An 18,387-nucleotide genomic window follows, 5' to 3' on the forward strand; every position below is an offset into this window, starting at 1 on the left:
CAAATGACCAATGACAAATAACCTATGTTCATAGTTGTCAGTTACGATATACCCGAAGATAAACGCCGGACAAAAGTTCACTCGGTTCTTAAATCTTACGGACAATGGATGCAGTTTAGTGTTTTCGAGTGTGATTTGACTCCAACTCAGTATGCTAAGATGCGATCGCGTTTAGCCAAACTCATCAAACCTGATACCGACAGCATCCGTTTTTATTTTCTCTGTCAATGTTGTCAAGGCAAAGTAGAACGCATTGGTGGTGAACCAGTCAGAGACAACACAATCTTTTTTGCTTAATCTTGATTTCATCATGGTTTCAGGTTCCAAAATGCGCGGATAGGTAGGTGTAAAAATGGAAGCCGTGAGAAAATTGCCTCTATCTCAATCACAGCAACGATTTCCAGCATTTATCCTCTAAATCACATCCGCGCAAAGCCTCAAACCCTTACAGGAAAAGACTTTTTTGATTTTTTATTTCCTTGTACTCTTGCCAACCAACTGGCAAAACCATATAATTTTAATCAGTTCGCACAACCGTACCTTGAAAACTAAATATAAAAATGGTTTCAGCCTACCGCAGTTTTAAAACTATATAATCCCTATTAGGGATTGAAACTACAATAGGACTAAGTATGGCTAGATTGCATGGAACGTTTTAAAACTATATAATCCCTATTAGGGATTGAAACTCCTGTTCTCCCCAAGTTGGGCTAGTGCCTTTGGGGTTTTAAAACTATATAATCCCTATTAGGGATTGAAACTATATATACTACCGATAGTGGTGAGGACTTCGCGTTTTAAAACTATATAATCCCTATTAGGGATTGAAACGGCGCGATAAGCAAGTAACCCGGCCCCCACAATGTTTTAAAACTATATAATCCCTATTAGGGATTGAAACACAGTCAATTAAGGTTACTTCGATAGGGCAATCACCGCGTTTTAAAACTATATAATCCCTATTAGGGATTGAAACTAGAACTTTTTCGGGCTTTGTCAAAAGTCTGAATAAGTTTTAAAACTATATAATCCCTATTAGGGATTGAAACCTGACCATCCTGGATGGTAAAACTGGTTATCGGGGTTTTAAAACTATATAATCCCTATTAGGGATTGAAACTGATGCTAAGGTTTTGGCTGCATTAGCAGTTGCATGTTTTAAAACTATATAATCCCTATTAGGGATTGAAACACCGAGGTCATTTGATAGCATCCAAGCATTATGGATGGTTTTAAAACTATATAATCCCTATTAGGGATTGAAACTCCTCCCAAAAAGTGACTCATTGCGGTCGTGTCGTGTCTGGTTTTAAAACTATATAATCCCTATTAGGGATTGAAACAAAGGTCTGTCAGGAAATCGAGCTTGTCGTTAGGTTTTAAAACTATATAATCCCTATTAGGGATTGAAACATAGACAGCTATTCTCACTCTATAGATGATTCCCGTTTTAAAACTATATAATCCCTATTAGGGATTGAAACTTCTAATCACTTCAACAAACAGGACAAAGGCTCTAGTTTTAAAACTATATAATCCCTATTAGGGATTGAAACGAAGGCTTGCCTAAAATCTCCCCGTCAAACAATAGTTTTAAAACTATATAATCCCTATTAGGGATTGAAACATCGTCCATGCGGATTTCCATCTCTGTGCCGATGGTTTTAAAACTATATAATCCCTATTAGGGATTGAAACTTGTCCACACCGAATCACCAGGGGACGTAACCTGGTTTTAAAACTATATAATCCCTATTAGGGATTGAAACTAGATGAACTAACCGCGAGAGCGGAACATATCAAGTTTTAAAACTATATAATCCCTATTAGGGATTGAAACTTCTCTATGCAGAAAGTTGATTGGCGGTTTTGCTCAGTTTTAAAACTATATAATCCCTATTAGGGATTGAAACATCAACGGCATACCTATCAAATACCCGATAATGTTTTAAAACTATATAATCCCTATTAGGGATTGAAACATTAAGAGGGACGTTACCACCAAAGCCCCACATCAAGTTTTAAAACTATATAATCCCTATTAGGGATTGAAACACTAAATTCTGTTGGGGAGTGTAGTGATATATCTGTTTTAAAACTATATAATCCCTATTAGGGATTGAAACTTTGTCGCTGCCATCGCCCAAGTCATCGGAGAAGAAGTTTTAAAACTATATAATCCCTATTAGGGATTGAAACTCATCAATTGTTAGCAACCAAGGCATCTCTACCCAGTTTTAAAACTATATAATCCCTATTAGGGATTGAAACAAGTCTTTGGCAGATGCTCCAAATTTCCTCATACGGTTTTAAAACTATATAATCCCTATTAGGGATTGAAACTTGCTTATGCGTGGAACAATCTGTATAGCGAATGGCAAGGTTTTAAAACTATATAATCCCTATTAGGGATTGAAACTCGCATCTGGCGGAGTTCGTCACAAGCTTGCAGCTCAAGTTTTAAAACTATATAATCCCTATTAGGGATTGAAACGAGCCTGAGAAGGTTCCTCCTTGAGGAGTTACATAGGTTTTAAAACTATATAATCCCTATTAGGGATTGAAACACACCTTCGCTACTTGGGCGATCGCTTCAGGAGTTAGGTTTTAAAACTATATAATCCCTATTAGGGATTGAAACTGATTTATTACAAACTGAGTATGTATAGAATGATTTCTGTTTTAAAACTATATAATCCCTATTAGGGATTGAAACGTGCCTCATGTTGGTGAACTCAACGTGAAGGAAGTCGTTTTAAAACTATATAATCCCTATTAGGGATTGAAACTTGTAAAACCCTTGTGTGGTAAGGGTTACAGAAGAGTTTTAAAACTATATAATCCCTATTAGGGATTGAAACCCAAGTGGTAAAAATAATGCTTCCTCTCGTCCAGCGTTTTAAAACTATATAATCCCTATTAGGGATTGAAACTGGTTTGAGGTGAACTAACCCAGTCAAACCAAAGTGGTGTTTTAAAACTATATAATCCCTATTAGGGATTGAAACCAAGTCAAGCCAGATACCGCACCAATTAACAGAGATGTTTTAAAACTATATAATCCCTATTAGGGATTGAAACAAACGTGCCGTCCGTGAACTCAAAAATTTAGCTAAAGTTTTAAAACTATATAATCCCTATTAGGGATTGAAACATCCTCATCTAATTGAAGTTCTTCGATTTCATCCTTGTTTTAAAACTATATAATCCCTATTAGGGATTGAAACTTCATCAGCCCTTTTACCAGAAGCTCATCATATCGTTTTAAAACTATATAATCCCTATTAGGGATTGAAACTCTTTCTGGGCAATGGCCAGATGATAAATATCACGTTTTAAAACTATATAATCCCTATTAGGGATTGAAACAGAAGCCGAAATAGCCGAAGCCAAAAAAGCTCTAGGTTTTAAAACTATATAATCCCTATTAGGGATTGAAACCTCACAGAGACCACCTGCGAGCAACCTGTATTCCCGTTTTAAAACTATATAATCCCTATTAGGGATTGAAACTCTTAAAGTTAGCACTCTTGGAATTTTTAAAGGAGGTTTTAAAACTATATAATCCCTATTAGGGATTGAAACGAGCGATTTCGCTTACAAGAACCTGGGAACAGGCTAGGTTTTAAAACTATATAATCCCTATTAGGGATTGAAACCTGGACAGAGACACAAATAAAACACGTATTTTTAGTTTTAAAACTATATAATCTCTATTAGGGGCCAGACATCTTACAAAAGTTCTTCTTTGTGTTCTCTTCTTTGCGCCTTTGCGCCTTTGCGTGAAACAAAAAAATATTATTGCAACACAAAATCAATATTTCCATTAACAACCCAATAGGCTATTTTCTTATCTGTTATACAGCTAAATTTTATCATCATAAAAACTTAAGCCTTGTGGACACAATATCCGCACCACAAGACTTAATATCAACTAAATACACAACGACTTAACGCACCAATAAATATCCGCTGGCACATTAAACCAATTACCTTTCAAAATCCCCAATCATTTTCCAGAATATAACATAATTAACTTACCCCAAATCAAACAACAATATTTCCGCTTTGATATTAGTGGTAATTTCTAAATCTTCCGCTCCATTAACTTGTACCCCATCACCTGCCCTTAATTCCTCACCATTCAAATTAGCCACACCTTGAGCAATTTGTAACCAAGCATAACGAGTAGATGGTACATGATATTTAATCACATCACCAGATTCTAAAACCGCACCATATAAATCAACATCTTGATGTATAGTTACAGCCCCATCTCGTCCATCTTTAGCTGCAATGAGACGTAATTTTCCTTGCTTTTCTTCTAGAGGAAAAACTTTTTGTTCATACCTGGGAGTTAATCCTTGTTGGTTGGGAACAATCCAAATTTGTAACAAGTGTAAATCTTCAGTATCAGAATGATTAAATTCGCTGTGAGTAATTCCAGTTCCTGCACTCATCACTTGAACTTCACCAGGACGAATTACAGACCCTGTACCCAAGCTATCTTTATGTTCAACCGCACCTGATAAAACATAGGTGAGAATTTCCATATCTCGATGTCCATGGGTAGGAAATCCAGCACCAGGAGCAATGCGGTCATCATTAATAACTCTCAAAGAACGGAAGCCCATCCGATTCGGATCATAGAAATGGCTAAAGGAAAATGTATGATAACTATCAAGCCAACCTATTTGACTCCGACCCCGTAAGTTTCTATCATGAATTAGGTAGTTAATTGTGTTGTTAGTCATAATCTTTGATAGAGATAGATATTAATTAGGCAAAGAAAAATTGTGTAATCTTGGAAAAAGTCAAAGAATTGGTAATTGCTAGAACCAATTCCCTGAACCTAACAATTATCTTAGAAGATATACACCTAAAAATGAAAGTACGCACTAAAAAGTAAGCTACTTACCAAAAAGTAACTATGGTATTTCCCTATGATTTATATAGGCATTTAGTTACGCTTCAGAGCCAAGATTTAGCCACAGAAAAATCTTGATTCTAAATTTTCACCTGTTCTCTGTACACCTTGGGTGTTGTACCGACAAATTTCCGAAACACGCTAGTAAAGTGACTTTGATTTTGAAAACCCACTAGTCGAGATATTTCATCAATGGTTTTCTCGGTATGAGTTAATAGTCTTTTCCCTTCTTCAATGCGACAGTTTAATACATACTGGTGGGGTGCAAAACCAGTTGACTGCTTGAATAATCGAGAAAAGTGATACATACTCATATCTACAAAAGCAGAAATATCTGGTAAAGATAAATCTGTTTGTAAGTTTTCCTGAATGTAGGAAATAGCTTTTTGTAACTTCCGTTGTGATAAACCTTTACCCTGAGAAGTATTGGTAGTGTTCGCACTAAATGTAGAATAATGCCTAATTAAATGCATACACAGGGCATTGGTTAGTGATTGAACATAAATACGCGTACCTTTGCCATCAAATTCCAGTTCTGATTTGAGTGATAATCCAATTTGCTGAATTAAGTGATCAGGTGTAGCGAAATGAGGAAGTAAATGAATATTGTGAAAATCTCCTGACTCAAAAGCAGTACGTTGAAAGAAAGCAGGTTCTATGCTCAACAGTAGAAATTCTCCCTCTTTATCCCATCGAGAAAGGTGATCAGTCTTGGCTGGGATGATAATAACATCACCACTATAAATCGATTCTGTTTGGAGTTTACCGTTTAATATTCGCTCGGCCTTGGTGTTCTTGGCATCAAGACTAATAACTACGATATGCTGTTGAAAGAAGTGTTCAGGAGTTTCATGGCTGGGCTGACGATGATACTCTAGATTCACCCCATGCCAACTAGCATTGTAACTAGAGAGTAAGGGCGATCGCGGTACAATGTCTGCACAGGAATGTTCGTGAACACAGTCAACAGTTAAACGTTTCTCTTGTCCCATCGTTTTCACGTCAGAGAGATAAATATAATTGTTGTTTAGGTGTCAGTGTACATATCCTAGACTATTCTCAAGAAAAAACTTCGAGTAAGAAACAATTTGCTACTAAGCAATTCAGATCCAAAATCCATTATGTTCTGGGACTAGAAGCTGCAAATCTCCCATTGTAATCATCTGAAACCCTTGCCAATACAGGGAATTTTCCATTGTTTCAATCTGGTAGTTTTTGATTTCACCAAGTATTGACAAGGCATGAATGTATTTGCAAGTTTATGTTTCACTTCGTGAACCTGAAAGCGTTACCCTAGATGCTAAAGTTCACAAAAAATTATGACACCAGAAGCAATCGCCGTCACCCTCACAGAGTTATTTGGTGCAGAAGCAGTACAAACCATTGCACCAGGTTCTTGGCAAGTAGAAAATACCGATTATCGCCTCTTAGTGTTGCTCTCAGAAGATCATACATGGCTGAGAGTTTTATTACCCATTTTGCCTTTACAAGAAGCTGAAGCCTTTTTAACCCAATTCCTAGAGGCTAACTTTGATGACACCCAGGAAACACGTTACGCTGTATATGATGGGGTATTGTGGGGGGTATTTCAACATAATAGCGGCACTTTAGTGAGTGCAGACTTGAGTCATGCGATCGCTCGTCTCATTTCTTTATATCAAACTGGTGTCAATGATGTCTTCAACCGTTTAGTAGAAACTCGGATGCGGCAAATCATTCAAGTCGCAAAACAACAAGGTCAAACATTACAAGCCACCATGCAAAACCTAGAAAGATTTTACGCAGAAGGCTTATTAGGGGAAATCAACCAAACTTCCGCCTTGCGTGAACAAATGCTAGCAGCTTGGCAAACACAGTTAGAACGTCTTTGGCATGAACTGTAATTTACAAGCCCCCCACAATCTTAATGAAACTTCAATACCAACAAGATACACAGACCCATTGGCCCATCACCGTTATCTTTCATCACCTATGACCGACATCCTTGATATTCTCCAACAGGACTATCAAAGATTTCCTGTTAATCAAACCTATAGTATTTACGCACCAGACGTTTACTTTCAAGATCCTGTTTTTAAGTTTCGTGGTATCAAGCTTTACAAGTTGATGATTCAGTTCATCCACACCTTCTTCCTAAACGCCAAAATGGAATTACATAACATTCAACGTCAAGGAGACATAATTAAAAGTGAATGGACATTAAACTGGACTTCTCCACTGCCTTGGCAACCCCGTATTTCTATTTCTGGTTGGAGTGAACTGTCTCTCAACCCTGAAGGATTAATCATTTCCCACAGAGATTATTGGCATAGTTCCCAGTTTGATGTGGTCAAACAGCATTTCTTTTCCGTCAAGAGTCGATAATGTAAATAAATGTAAATAAAATTCAGGCAGGACAGAACCATACATGCGAGTAATCTTAATGACTGGGAAAGGTGGCGTAGGTAAAACCTCCGTTGCTGCCGCTACTGGACTTCGCTGTGCAGAACTAGGCTATCGAACCCTAGTTTTAAGCACAGACCCTGCTCATTCCTTAGCAGATAGTTTCGACCTAGAACTAGCACACGAACCCCGCAACATCCGTCCTAACCTTTGGGGTGCAGAACTAGATGCCCTCAAAGAACTAGAAGGCAACTGGGGTGCAGTGAAACGCTACATTACCCAAGTATTACAAGCGCGGGGTTTAGAAGGAATACAGGCAGAAGAATTAGCTATCTTACCAGGCATGGATGAAATTTTCGGCTTGGTCAGAATGAAACGTCACTATGATGAAGGAGACTTTGACGTTTTAATTATTGACTCTGCCCCCACTGGTACAGCATTGCGTCTATTGAGCTTACCAGAAGTCGGTGGTTGGTATATGCGTCGGTTCTACAAACCATTCCAAAATATTTCTGTAGCCCTCAGACCTCTAGTTGAACCAATCTTTAAACCCATTGCTGGCTTCTCTCTCCCTGACAAAGAGGTAATGGACGCACCCTATGAATTTTATGAACAAATCGAAGCCCTAGAAAAAGTATTGACCGACAATACCCAAACCTCAGTGCGTCTAGTCACCAACCCAGAAAAAATGGTGATTAAAGAATCTCTCCGTGCTCATGCCTATTTGAGTTTATATAATGTCGCCACAGATTTAGTGGTAGCTAACCGCATTATTCCCAAAGAAGTGGAAGATCCATTTTTCCAAAGATGGAAAGAAAATCAAGAACAATATCGCCAAGAAATCCATGAAAACTTCCACCCCCTCCCAGTGAAAGAAATTCCACTCTTCTCAGCAGAAATGTGTGGTTTAGCAGCCCTAGAAAGATTGAAAGATACTCTCTACAAAGATGAAGATCCAACCCAGGTTTATTACAAAGAAACCACTATCCGCGTTGTACAGGAAAACAATCAATATAGCCTGGAATTATATTTACCCAACATCCCTAAAAGCCAAATTCAACTCAGTAAAAGTGGAGATGAATTAAATATCACAATTGGTAATCATCGCCGTAACTTAGTCTTACCCCAAGCCCTAGCCGCACTTCAACCAGCCGGTGCAAAGATGGAAGAAGATTATTTAAAAATCCGCTTTGCTGATGGCGTAAAAGTGTAAATACAGCCAATTAAATTTTCATGGCTTCAATTTAGAGATGATATCTAGCAGGGAAGAGGAAACCCAAAAAAATACGTTAGAAAGTGTCTTTATCCCTGCTGAATACATCTCTATCCAAGAAATCATCACCAGATTTCTGACAAAAAAGAGATACTACACCAGAACTTAACCCACCGTTCCTGTAGAATAAGCACAGACAAGATTACCCGGTGCAAAAGCACCATTTTCAGTAATAATCGCCGTAATTAACTCTGCTGGTGTCACATCAAAAGCTGGGTTATAAAATTCCACACCAGATGGCGTAAGCACCGTATCACCAACTTGGTAAATCTCCACTGGGTTTCGTTCTTCAATGGGAATTTGACTACCATCCGCTAATTCAAAATCTACAGTAGATAGAGGTGCAGCTACAAAGAAAGGTATATTGTGAGCCTTGGCAACTATAGCTAAACTATAAGTACCAATTTTATTAGCAGTATCACCATTAGCAGCGATTCTATCTGCACCCACAACCACAGCATGAATTAAACCTTGCTTCATGCAATGGGCAGCCATATTATCAGTAATCACAGTCACAGGAATACCTTCTTGCACACATTCCCAAGCCGTGAGTTTTGCACCTTGTAAGCGAGGACGGGTTTCATCGGCAAACACCCTGGTTAACCTTCCTTCTCGCCAAGCAGAACGCACCACACCCAACGCCGTACCATAACCAGCAGTAGCCAAAGCGCCAGCATTACAATGAGTTAATAAAGTCAGCTTTTCTGGAGTTTTTGGTAAAGCTGCCAAACCGTGATCACCAATGGCTTGACATGTTTGTAAATCTTCCAGTTGAATAGCTTGGGCAGTTTCCAGCAAAGTTTGTTTGATTTCGGCCACTGTGCCTAAAATTTCATAGGCGGTTTTCAGCATTCGCCCAATAGCCCAAAATAAATTTACTGCGGTTGGTCGAGTGGAACGTAATAAATCAGCAACTTGTTCTAATTTTTCTAAAAAGACTTGGCGGTCATCAGTTTCTATTTCCCTAGCGCCCAAGTACATCCCGTAGGCAGCAGCTACACCAATAGCCGGCGCACCTCTGACAATCATAGTTCTAATAGCTTCCGCCATGTCCTCACTGCGGTGAATTTCCACCGCAGCATACTCATTTGGTAAGCGGGTTTGGTCGATGAGTACCACTGAGTCATTATGCCAAACTACGGGATAAAGCATAAAAATTTAAAAATTCCCCATTGAAGATTCAATATGCAAATATTGTGATTCGCACCTAGTCCATAAGTCAAATTATTTTTCTTCAATTGATGGTAAATCGTCTCATGTTGTAGGGGTTTAGCAATGCTAAACCCCTACGAAAAATATGGTCTTTCCCTTGACACATATTTGCTGTTTTATGTCACTGTGTAAGTCCTAGATTGATAAGAACAACGAATTAAATTAGTTCTGTGAAAGAAAATTGACGTTGCTTATCTAATTCTTGCAGGCGCATTTTTTCGGTGTAAAATGCTTGATAATAGGATTGCCAACGTTCTGGCTCTAGTTGAGGGTCAGTTTTTTCCCACATTTCTAAATAGTGACGATAGCGTTTTTCGCGAAAGACTCTTTCTAAACAAGCTAATGAAGCTTGAATAACTTGGGGAGTACGGATAATTTCTTTCTTGCTTTTTTCACTGAGATGAAATAAATGAGAAACAAATTCTAATTCTTCACCTGATTCTAAATAAATGTTTTGTAAGCTAGAAATTAAGTTAGATTCATTGACTGTAAATTCAGATATTGTTTGCCACAAAAAGCGGTGATGGGAAAGGCTAAATTCTAAGTTGCGTGTTTCTAGCTCGTGGATAATTTCTTGACGATGGGGAGGACAGTGTAGATATACACGCAATAATAACGCCTCAGCTTGTTCTAATAGACTACGTTCAGTGGTGATTAGAGATAGCTTTGGCGTTGTTGGTTCCTGCTTGCGTACCCGTAAACTTGAGGGTTGAACGGTTGCAGGTGATATTTGAGTTAGTAGATTTTCTACTCGTAGGGGTATTAATCTAGCGTCCCCTAAGCTGAGTATTTCTGCACAGTAGGAAATATAGTAATTTAGTGTATCACTATTAACTATATTTTTCAATAGTTTTACTAGCTGTTGGGAGACTTGTTGAAATTCTGTGGCTTGGCGGAGGTCTTTATTTTGTATAGTTTGCTGAATCTGCCAATCTAACCACAGGGGTGCATTGACTAATAGTTGCTGATAGTCTGTGGCTGTGTGAGTATGTAGGTATTCGTCAGCGTCTTTACCGTTGGGGAGGTTCAAAATTTTTAACTGGACTTCACCTTTATAGGCTAGAGTGGCGATTTCCCCAATGGCACGTTCGGCTGCGTTGGTACCGGCTTTATCTGCGTCGAAGTTAAGAATTAGTTGTTTGGAGTCGGTGTAGCGTAAAAGCAGGCGGACTTGTTCTAAACTTAAAGCTGTACCCAAGGATGCAACGGCGTTGTCAATCCCAGCTGCGTGGAGTGCGATCGCATCAAAATATCCCTCCACTACCACTGCTCGATCATCTTGGGAAATACCATTTTTAGCTAAGTCTAAGGCAAATAGGGTTTTTCCTTTATTGAATAATTCTGTTTCCGGGGAGTTGAGATATTTCGGTTGTTCATCGGTCAAAGTTCTCCCACCAAAGGCAATTACCCGTCCTTGCACATCGCGAATGGGAATCATCAAGCGATCGCGAAATACATCATAATAACCGCTTCCTTCCTTGCGTGGTTTAATTAAACCTGCTTTTTCCACCAGTTGGACTGGATAGCGTTTATTTTCTACCAAATAGCGGTACAGGGTTTCCCAACCTGCTGGTGCATAACCTAAACCAAATTGCTGGATGGTTTCTGCTTGGATTTGTCGTTGATGTAAATATTCCATTGCCCTGTTGCCTAAAGATTGGCGCAGAGCATGTTGATAAAATTGGGATGCAGAAGCCACCACTTCATATAATTGTTCCCGCAAAGACAACTGACGCTGCAATTCCTGTCTTTGTTCAGGTTCCAAGGTTTTAATCGGGACTTGATAACGCTTGGCTAAATCTAGAACCACCTCTGTAAATTGGCGTTTTCCCACCTCCATCAAAAACTTAATTGCATTACCCCCTGCTTGACAGCCAAAGCAAAAGTACATTTGCTTGCTGGGACTAACTGTAAAGCTAGGACTTTTTTCTTCATGAAAAGGGCATAACCCCACAAAATCTTTCCCACGCTTCCGCAATACCACATACTCCGAGACCACATCAACAACATCGGCCCGGTGTTTCACTTCTTCAATCGTGTCTGGGTGTAAACGAGGAATTTGCATTTGGTTAGGAGTTCAGGAGTTCAGAAGTTCAGAAGTTCAGGAGTTCAGAAGTTCAGAAGTTCAGAAGTTCAGAAGTTCAGAAGTATGCCTCCGGCACGCTGCGCGAACAAAAGGTCAGGAGTATGCTTACGGCACGCTACGTGAACAGAAGTTTAAAAATTCAAGAATTAAACAGTAATGGTATGAATTATTCTGTAACTCCTGCAACTACTGTAACTCCTGCAACTACTGTAACTCCTGCAACTCCTGTAACTTCTGCAACTTCTGTAACTTCTGTCTTCTTCCCTGTGTCACCTATTATATTGTTGTTGCGAATTCAAGAATAACGGCTAAAATTGCATACGCTAAAGCTTAACAACGGGAATTTGAGAAATGGGAAGGATTTTTATTTCTGCGGCCCACGGGGGTAAGGAAGCAGGGGGAATTGATCCGGGTGCGATCGCTGGTGGTACAACTGAAGCTAGAGAAATGATTTTGTTACGGGATTTAATGGTCACGGAACTCAGGGCACGAAACATAGAAGTTTTGGGGGTTCCTGATGATTTAAGTGCGGCCCGAACTATCGATTGGATTAATTCTCGCGCTCGTCCTAAGGATGTGGCAATAGAAATTCATGCTGATGCGGCCAATAATCCTTCTGTACGTGGGGGCAGCATTTTCTATATTGCGAACAATGACCAGCGTAAACAACACGCGGAATTGGTACTGACTGGCTTGTTGCGTCGTGTTCCTCAGTTACCTAATCGCGGTGCCAAACCAGATACAGATAGTGGTTTAGGTAGTTTAACATTTTGCCGACGAACTGCGATCGCTTCTTTATTGCTACAAGTGGGTTTTATCAGTAGCCCCGATGACCGTACCTTACTTCAAAGTCGTCGTCGGGATTTTGCATTAGGAATTGTCGATGGACTTGTAGCTTGGAGTCGAGCTATTGACCCTAGTCCAGATACCACACCAGAAGCTAACTACCCGCAAATTAATATTAACATTAACGGTCAAAATTATTTTGAACAAGGAATATTAATTAATGGTAATGCTTATATTCCCATTGATTTAGCAGATCGCTTACGCATAGACCTATCAACAGCACCCCAAGTCCGCCGGCTTACCTACCGCCGCATTGTTTATATTAAAGCGATTGAATTGAAAGATTTTAATATTTCTGTCAGTTGGGATAGTTCTACCCGAACTTTGAATTTACGGTCAATTTTGACAGTTTGTGCTGGACAACTCAATCAGATTATTGCTAATGGTCATACTACTGAATTACAATTGCAACTTTTCCTCCAAAAGAATAATGAAAATGGTCTGATGAAATTCCCAGACCTGCCGAAACTCTATCGAGAAGAGGGTGCAATTGAAGGGGTAAACTATGATATTGCTTTTTGTCAAATGTGTTTAGAAACAGATTTTTTACGCTTTGGGGGAGATTTAAAACCTGAGCAAAATAACTTTGCCGGCTTAGGGTCAATTGGTGGTGGTTCAGAGGCAGCAACTTTCCCCAGTGCTAGAATTGGCGTGAGAGCGCATATTCAACATTTAAAAGCCTATGCAAGTTTAGAACCTTTAGTTAAAGAAGAGGTAGATCCGCGATTTCGATTTGTAACTAGAGGCATTGCCCCATCAATTGAACAACTATCCGGTAGATGGTCGGCAGATTTAGATTATGGTGCGAAAATTATAGCCATGTTAAAGAGATTATATCAATCTGCCAAGTTAATTGATTAAGCAAGGAACAATTATATATAGCCCCCGTCATCGAGAGCATGACCATCTACAATCATGTCAGTTTGATGTTGGTAAAAAAGTAGAAACTATCTCAGTAAACCCACGTCATTCTACCCATCATTCATAATTTGGAATATAACCTATGAGTCGTCTTATACGTTGGCAATCTGGCACAGCTACACTCATGGCTATGGCAATTACCAGTAGTGTAGTTACACCTTTATTCACATTGCGTCCTGTTCAAGCTCAAGGATTCAATCTCAATCAATCTCGGTTTGTGACAATTCCTGCCAATGTGACTTTACCTGTCACCTATGAAAAAGAAAAAGTTATCGTTAAGCCAGGGGAAAATTTAGCTTTAACTTTGAGAATTGCTGAGGATGTGATTGACAGGAATCGCAATATTTTAATTCCTGCAAATACAGAAGTTGTTGGTGAATTACAGGCAGTTAATTTAGATGATGGTTACTATAACAATAATAGTAATCAAAGCCGTAAAGGTGTACGTTTTGTTGCCAAAGAATTAGTATTTTCTTCTGGTCGTCGTCAATCAATTAGTGCTAATTCCCGGACTATTACAACCACAGAAAAAATTAGCACAGGTGCTGATACAGGACAGGTTTTAACTGATGCAGCTATCGGTGCAGGTGCGGCCAGTGTGATAGCTTTAATTACCGGCAATAGGAAAATAGAAGTTTTAGAACCTGTAGCTGGTGGTGCGGCAGGAGCCTTAGCAAGTGTGTTATTACGGAAAAGAACTGCTGAAGTCTTCGTTTTAAGACCAGAACAAGATTTAGACATTACCCTAACTTCGAGTTTAAGACTGAACCGTTAGTAGATTAACTCAATGTCATTGGTGAATTTAATTAATTGCATAGAGCGATCGCCTAAAATTACAGACAAGCGATCGCTCCATTTGTAGATATTGAGAATTATGGCAAATTTGTAATATTTTTGACAAAAAAATATAAACTTTGGAAACTGTTGATGGCTCTCAAAGTCTTTGGAAATACCAGGGAAATCATACTAACACCATAAAAATCAATGTTGACTCGAAACTTTTGTCAATCAAAAACAGCTTTCGTTATGGCCTTGGGTGTTGCAGTCGGTAGTGTATCACCCTTCCTCACCATTACACCTTCTCTGGCTCAAACCACCTTTACCGACGTTCAATCTAGTTATTGGGCCTCGCAATTCATTCGCGAGTTATCCCAGCGGGGTATAGTTGCAGGATTCCCTGATGGTAGCTTCCGTCCCGAAGAACCAGTGACCCGCGCTCAATTTGCTGCCATGTTAAACAAAGCTTTTACCAAAGCAGCAAAGCGGTCAGCTATTAATTTTACTGATGTTGCTAGCAACTATTGGGGATATAGTGCGATCCAAACAGCCTACACCACTGGTTTTATGTCAGGATATCCAGGGAACAAGTTTAAGCCCGGTGAAGCCATTCCCCGTCAACAGGTTTTAGTTTCCCTCGCCAACGGTTTAGAATATACCGCCAGTGGTAGTGTCACCAATATCTTACAATTTTACAACGATGCCAATAACATCGCTGATTATGCCCGCAGTCCCATAGCTGCGGCTACAGAAAAGAAAATAGTCGTCAATTATCCCAACGTTAAATTTCTCAACCCTACCACCAGTGCTACCCGTGCTCAAGTAGCAGCCTTTATTTATCAAGCATTGGTCAGCACAAACCAAGCCACAGCTATTAACTCACCTTACATCGTCACTCTGCAAGGTACTACTACACCACCAGTGGCAACATCAGTCACTATTCCTCAGGGTACGGTGATTCCAGTCAAGTATGAAAAAGCGAAAAAAATACTAGTCACTAAAGAAGAAACAGCACCTCTCACCTTGACAGTTGCCCAAAATATTATCACCCAAGATAAACGCATCTTAATTCCTGCGGGTAGTGAGGTGGTTGGTCAACTGAAACCTGCTCAAGGCGGTTCTCAATTTGTGGCGCAGAAATTAGTATTAACTACAGGTGAAGAGTATACCCTGAGTGCCACCTCTAATGTGATTACCAAAACCGAAACCGTCACTAAAGGCGCTAGCACTGGTACAATCATTCAAAATACCGTTTTGGGTGCAGGTGCAGCCGCAGCCGTCGCAGCAGTCACAGGCGATCGCGCCATTGCTACAGAAGAGATTTTAGGCGGTGCAGGAATTGGTGCTTTAATTAGTCTATTTTTAGGCAAAACCAGTGTTGAATTAATCGCCATTGAACCCAATACAGATTTACAAATGACCATCAATCAAAACTTACCAATTTCTCTCAAATAATACCATCTCAATTGGTGATTATAGTCTAATTTGCACATTCTTGCAGATGTCTATGCTAACAGCCTTTCATTGCCTCAGTTTTAGTTAATATCCTCAACGCTCTGTACGTTGCTATAACATCAAACCAATCTGTCGTGGAGCGGGCATCTTGCCCGCATTTCTTTGCCAATTTCAGCAATTATTTTTGATTTTTAGAGACCTAGATAAGGTAGTTAGGACATTAACTCAAACTACAACCTAGAAATCCAAATACTTTTAGCACTTTCACCTGTCACCTATCACCTGCTTCTGCCTGTGGTAACCAAATAATAAATGTTGTTCCAGGGCTTTTTGGTGTAGTAATCACCGAATGAATTGCTGGACTCAAAACTTCTATTTTTCCCTGCATTTGTTCTATTAATTGTTTCGCAATCGAGATACCCAAACCAGTTCCCGGAATTTCCGTCTGTGCTTGCACTCCCCGATAATATCTTTCTCCTAAATGTTGTAAATCTTCTGGAGGAATACCAGGGCCAGTATCACTAATCACTATCCCTTGAAAATCTCCTTTTTCTTGCCCTACTTGCACTAAAATTTTTCCACCAGATGGAGTATATTTCAAAGCATTATCAAGAATGTTACTTAACACTTCTCGTAAAGCTTTTATGTTCACTTTTACTAATGGTAACTGAGGCGAAATATCAGCCAGTAATTGTAAATTTCTCTCTTGGGCAATAGCCTGAGCAGATGTTAATAATGGTGTTAATAAATCTGTAATGCTACAATCAATAGCTTGTTCACCAGAACCTGGTAATAATAATGCTGGTTTGGGTTCTTTGTGGATAGTTGCTTCTACAACCACTTCCGATTTAGGTAAAGAAACAGGTGCTAAATCTGCTGTTGTCAGGTCAATGACTCGATCAAACTGTTGCAATAATTCTTGCAAGCGATCGCTCTCCCGCACAATACTACTAGCCACATCACGGTTAGCATCCGTTGGTCGCAGTCGTTTCAGCAACAACTTTCCAAAAGTTCGTAGTGCAGTTAACGGGTTCCGAAACTGGTGCAACAGATTATCCAATAAATCCCGCTGTTCCTCTTGTAGAATTTGCTGTTCCTCTAACTGGTGCTGCAACCAAGCTCGTCTTTGGTCCAAAATGCAAGCTATGGCTAGGGTTTTTACGATCCTTTGAATTTCATTTTGTTCTCGTTCATTCCACGGACGGTCATCTCTCCTAGTCACCAATAAGCCCATCATCACACCCTCATAAATCAGGGGTAATACAACTTGAAATCCATTGAGTAAGTATTCCTGATGTAAATTTGGTTGACCAGCCTCTGTATTTTCCGACTCCCGTGAGGACTGAGAAGATGCTAAACTATTTGAGGAGAACTTCCCTACATCATCAGGTAATGCCAAAACACTAGCAACTGGTATAGGCTGATTTAAGGTAGCTTCACCCAACTCCCTACCACTAATTAATCTACCTGTTTCTGGATAAATCACCACAGGCACTAACAGCGCCTCTTTCGTTGGTGTTTCTACTAACTCTTGAGTTAGATAAACAACACTTAACGAAGCTCCCATTCCTTGAGCTAGGAGCGTGATTTGTTCTCGACACAAAGCAAGAAAATCAGAACTGGCAGACATTAACATTGTTTAGGTATGGCTCATGATGAGAGATTGTCAAAAAAATCAATAAAATACCAAATCTCACTGCACTTATTTAATAAAGCTTAACTCAATATTTGCAGTAATTGTCGGCTCTAGAGCCTTATCTACCCTGTTGGTGGGTGTTTCTCCCCTTTTCAAACTCTTACTTATGTTGTATCGGAAGGTAAAAAACCATTGATTTTTTAGATTAGAACTTATATAATTACGACGGGTTTTGTAGCTATGACTACAATCTACAGCTACATCTATAGCTTGAAAGAGGAGGAAAATAGGTTGGCAAGGAGACGTAAGAGGAAAAGTCGTCGTCGCCAGGAAGGACGGCGTATTTTAGAGCATGTGCCTCAATATAGCATCGAAAGCGGCGAAGATAAACCTGTGACAGCAGCAAGAAAATTTATTCAAGCTGAAGGAATATTGCCACCCGCATTGCTACTAGTAAAGCGCAACGAACACACAACAGACCGTTATTTTTGGGCAGAAAAAGGACTGTTTGGCGCTCAATACGTAGAAGAGAATCATTTCTTGTTTCCCAGCCTCAGAGTTTTAGAATCTGGTTCTGTACCTGAACCTCTAGCTTTGGCAAGTCGGTAAACTACTAAATCCTCATCTGACGCATTGAATGTGACTTCTGACTATGACATTAATTAACTGGCAAAATTGCTCAGTTTATGCAAAAATTCCATTTTTTTTAACTTTGTAGCTGAACTTGCCAGTAAAGCTTCTCCAAGTAATTGGACAATCAACTCCTATCCATCCGTTGCGGTTGCACGAGTTGGTGTCTAGTAATATCACAGCAGGGAGTAGCAACAGAGCCTACATGATCCAAAAGCAAAGCAGTGACGTTGGCTTTTGTG

Annotated in this window: 14 protein-coding genes and 1 CRISPR repeat array; of the genes, 9 read left to right on the top strand and 5 right to left on the bottom strand. The window is 39.6% G+C overall.

The annotated features are described in order from the left end of the window. Positions 1-24 precede the first annotated feature (24 nt). Positions 25-297 (top strand): CRISPR-associated endonuclease Cas2, encoded by a 273-nt coding sequence (gene cas2 / locus H6G73_RS06265; RefSeq protein WP_190602342.1) that lies wholly within the window; start codon positions 25-27, stop codon positions 295-297. 282 nt (positions 298-579) lie between these two features. Further along, positions 580-3,659: a CRISPR direct-repeat array (repeat unit 37 nt; unit sequence GTTTTAAAACTATATAATCCCTATTAGGGATTGAAAC). A 378-nt stretch (positions 3,660-4,037) separates the two neighbouring features. Here the strand turns inward: cas2 and H6G73_RS06270 are convergent. Together H6G73_RS06270 and H6G73_RS06275 are read right to left on the bottom strand one after the other, a co-directional pair. Next, a complete protein-coding gene (locus tag H6G73_RS06270) occupies positions 4,038-4,754 on the bottom strand; it encodes a pirin family protein (protein WP_190602344.1) in 717 nt (238 codons plus the stop codon). A 253-nt stretch (positions 4,755-5,007) separates the two neighbouring features. Continuing rightward, on the bottom strand, positions 5,008-5,919 hold the full coding sequence (locus H6G73_RS06275) for a helix-turn-helix domain-containing protein (RefSeq protein WP_190602346.1): 912 nt from the start codon (positions 5,917-5,919) through the stop codon (positions 5,008-5,010). Between the two features lie 327 nt (positions 5,920-6,246). On the opposite strand from H6G73_RS06275, the gene H6G73_RS06280 reads away from it, so the two are divergent. The 3 genes from H6G73_RS06280 (at position 6,247) to H6G73_RS06290 (ending at position 8,522) form a co-directional block, all read left to right on the top strand. Further along, the gene (locus H6G73_RS06280; RefSeq protein WP_190602348.1) at positions 6,247-6,810 is read left to right on the top strand and encodes a leucine zipper domain-containing protein; all 564 of its coding nucleotides are present in this window, start codon (positions 6,247-6,249) and stop codon (positions 6,808-6,810) included. A gap of 88 nt (positions 6,811-6,898) precedes the next feature. Continuing rightward, on the top strand, positions 6,899-7,291 hold the full coding sequence (locus H6G73_RS06285) for a DUF2358 domain-containing protein (protein ID WP_190602350.1): 393 nt from the start codon (positions 6,899-6,901) through the stop codon (positions 7,289-7,291). 43 nt (positions 7,292-7,334) lie between these two features. Next, positions 7,335-8,522 (top strand): TRC40/GET3/ArsA family transport-energizing ATPase, encoded by a 1,188-nt coding sequence (locus H6G73_RS06290; protein ID WP_190602352.1) that lies wholly within the window; start codon positions 7,335-7,337, stop codon positions 8,520-8,522. Positions 8,523-8,687: 165 nt separating this feature from the next. Here H6G73_RS06290 and mtnA read toward each other — a convergent pair whose 3' ends face one another. Both mtnA and dnaG read right to left on the bottom strand, forming a co-directional pair. Further along, entirely contained in the window at positions 8,688-9,734 is a 1,047-nt protein-coding gene (gene mtnA, locus H6G73_RS06295; RefSeq protein WP_190602354.1) for an S-methyl-5-thioribose-1-phosphate isomerase, read from the bottom strand. Between the two features lie 217 nt (positions 9,735-9,951). Then, entirely contained in the window at positions 9,952-11,859 is a 1,908-nt protein-coding gene (dnaG, locus tag H6G73_RS06300) for a DNA primase (protein WP_190602356.1), read from the bottom strand. Positions 11,860-11,981: 122 nt separating this feature from the next. Here dnaG and H6G73_RS06305 point away from each other — a divergent pair, with 122 nt between their 5' ends. The 4 genes from H6G73_RS06305 (at position 11,982) to H6G73_RS06320 (ending at position 15,879) form a co-directional block, all read left to right on the top strand. Further along, complete coding sequence (locus H6G73_RS06305; RefSeq protein WP_190602357.1) at positions 11,982-12,185, top strand: hypothetical protein; 204 nt, start codon at positions 11,982-11,984, stop codon at positions 12,183-12,185. A gap of 46 nt (positions 12,186-12,231) precedes the next feature. Next, entirely contained in the window at positions 12,232-13,587 is a 1,356-nt protein-coding gene (gene tftA, locus H6G73_RS06310; RefSeq protein ID WP_190602359.1) for a hormogonium tapered terminus morphoprotein TftA, read from the top strand. Between the two features lie 142 nt (positions 13,588-13,729). Further along, on the top strand, positions 13,730-14,422 hold the full coding sequence (locus H6G73_RS06315) for a conjugal transfer protein TrbI (protein WP_190602361.1): 693 nt from the start codon (positions 13,730-13,732) through the stop codon (positions 14,420-14,422). A 209-nt stretch (positions 14,423-14,631) separates the two neighbouring features. Continuing rightward, positions 14,632-15,879, top strand: coding sequence for an S-layer homology domain-containing protein (locus H6G73_RS06320; RefSeq protein WP_190602363.1), 1,248 nt, complete (start codon positions 14,632-14,634; stop codon positions 15,877-15,879). A gap of 271 nt (positions 15,880-16,150) precedes the next feature. On the opposite strand, the gene H6G73_RS06325 is transcribed toward H6G73_RS06320, so the two are convergent. Continuing rightward, the gene (locus H6G73_RS06325) at positions 16,151-17,515 is read right to left on the bottom strand and encodes a sensor histidine kinase (protein ID WP_190602365.1); all 1,365 of its coding nucleotides are present in this window, start codon (positions 17,513-17,515) and stop codon (positions 16,151-16,153) included. 291 nt (positions 17,516-17,806) lie between these two features. On the opposite strand from H6G73_RS06325, the gene H6G73_RS06330 reads away from it, so the two are divergent. Then, positions 17,807-18,124, top strand: coding sequence for a DUF3155 domain-containing protein (locus H6G73_RS06330; RefSeq protein ID WP_190602560.1), 318 nt, complete (start codon positions 17,807-17,809; stop codon positions 18,122-18,124). Positions 18,125-18,387: the final 263 nt, after the last annotated feature.

This window comes from Richelia sinica FACHB-800 (assembly GCF_014698825.1).
GTDB lineage: Bacteria > Cyanobacteriota > Cyanobacteriia > Cyanobacteriales > Nostocaceae > FACHB-800.

Excerpts from the sequence above, each read along its gene's own strand:
- mtnA (WP_190602354.1), bottom strand. The coding sequence starts at position 9,734 with ATGCTTTATCCCGTAGTTTGGCATAATGACTCAGTGGTACTCATCGAC.
- cas2 (WP_190602342.1), top strand. The coding sequence starts at position 25 with ATGTTCATAGTTGTCAGTTACGATATACCCGAAGATAAACGCCGGACA.
- H6G73_RS06305 (WP_190602357.1), top strand. The coding sequence starts at position 11,982 with ATGCTTACGGCACGCTACGTGAACAGAAGTTTAAAAATTCAAGAATTA.
- H6G73_RS06285 (WP_190602350.1), top strand. The coding sequence starts at position 6,899 with ATGACCGACATCCTTGATATTCTCCAACAGGACTATCAAAGATTTCCT.
- H6G73_RS06275 (WP_190602346.1), bottom strand. The coding sequence starts at position 5,919 with ATGGGACAAGAGAAACGTTTAACTGTTGACTGTGTTCACGAACATTCC.
- H6G73_RS06325 (WP_190602365.1), bottom strand. The coding sequence starts at position 17,515 with ATGTTAATGTCTGCCAGTTCTGATTTTCTTGCTTTGTGTCGAGAACAA.
- H6G73_RS06315 (WP_190602361.1), top strand. The coding sequence starts at position 13,730 with ATGAGTCGTCTTATACGTTGGCAATCTGGCACAGCTACACTCATGGCT.
- H6G73_RS06270 (WP_190602344.1), bottom strand. The coding sequence starts at position 4,754 with ATGACTAACAACACAATTAACTACCTAATTCATGATAGAAACTTACGG.
- H6G73_RS06320 (WP_190602363.1), top strand. The coding sequence starts at position 14,632 with ATGTTGACTCGAAACTTTTGTCAATCAAAAACAGCTTTCGTTATGGCC.
- tftA (WP_190602359.1), top strand. The coding sequence starts at position 12,232 with ATGGGAAGGATTTTTATTTCTGCGGCCCACGGGGGTAAGGAAGCAGGG.
- H6G73_RS06290 (WP_190602352.1), top strand. The coding sequence starts at position 7,335 with ATGCGAGTAATCTTAATGACTGGGAAAGGTGGCGTAGGTAAAACCTCC.
- H6G73_RS06280 (WP_190602348.1), top strand. The coding sequence starts at position 6,247 with ATGACACCAGAAGCAATCGCCGTCACCCTCACAGAGTTATTTGGTGCA.
- dnaG (WP_190602356.1), bottom strand. The coding sequence starts at position 11,859 with ATGCAAATTCCTCGTTTACACCCAGACACGATTGAAGAAGTGAAACAC.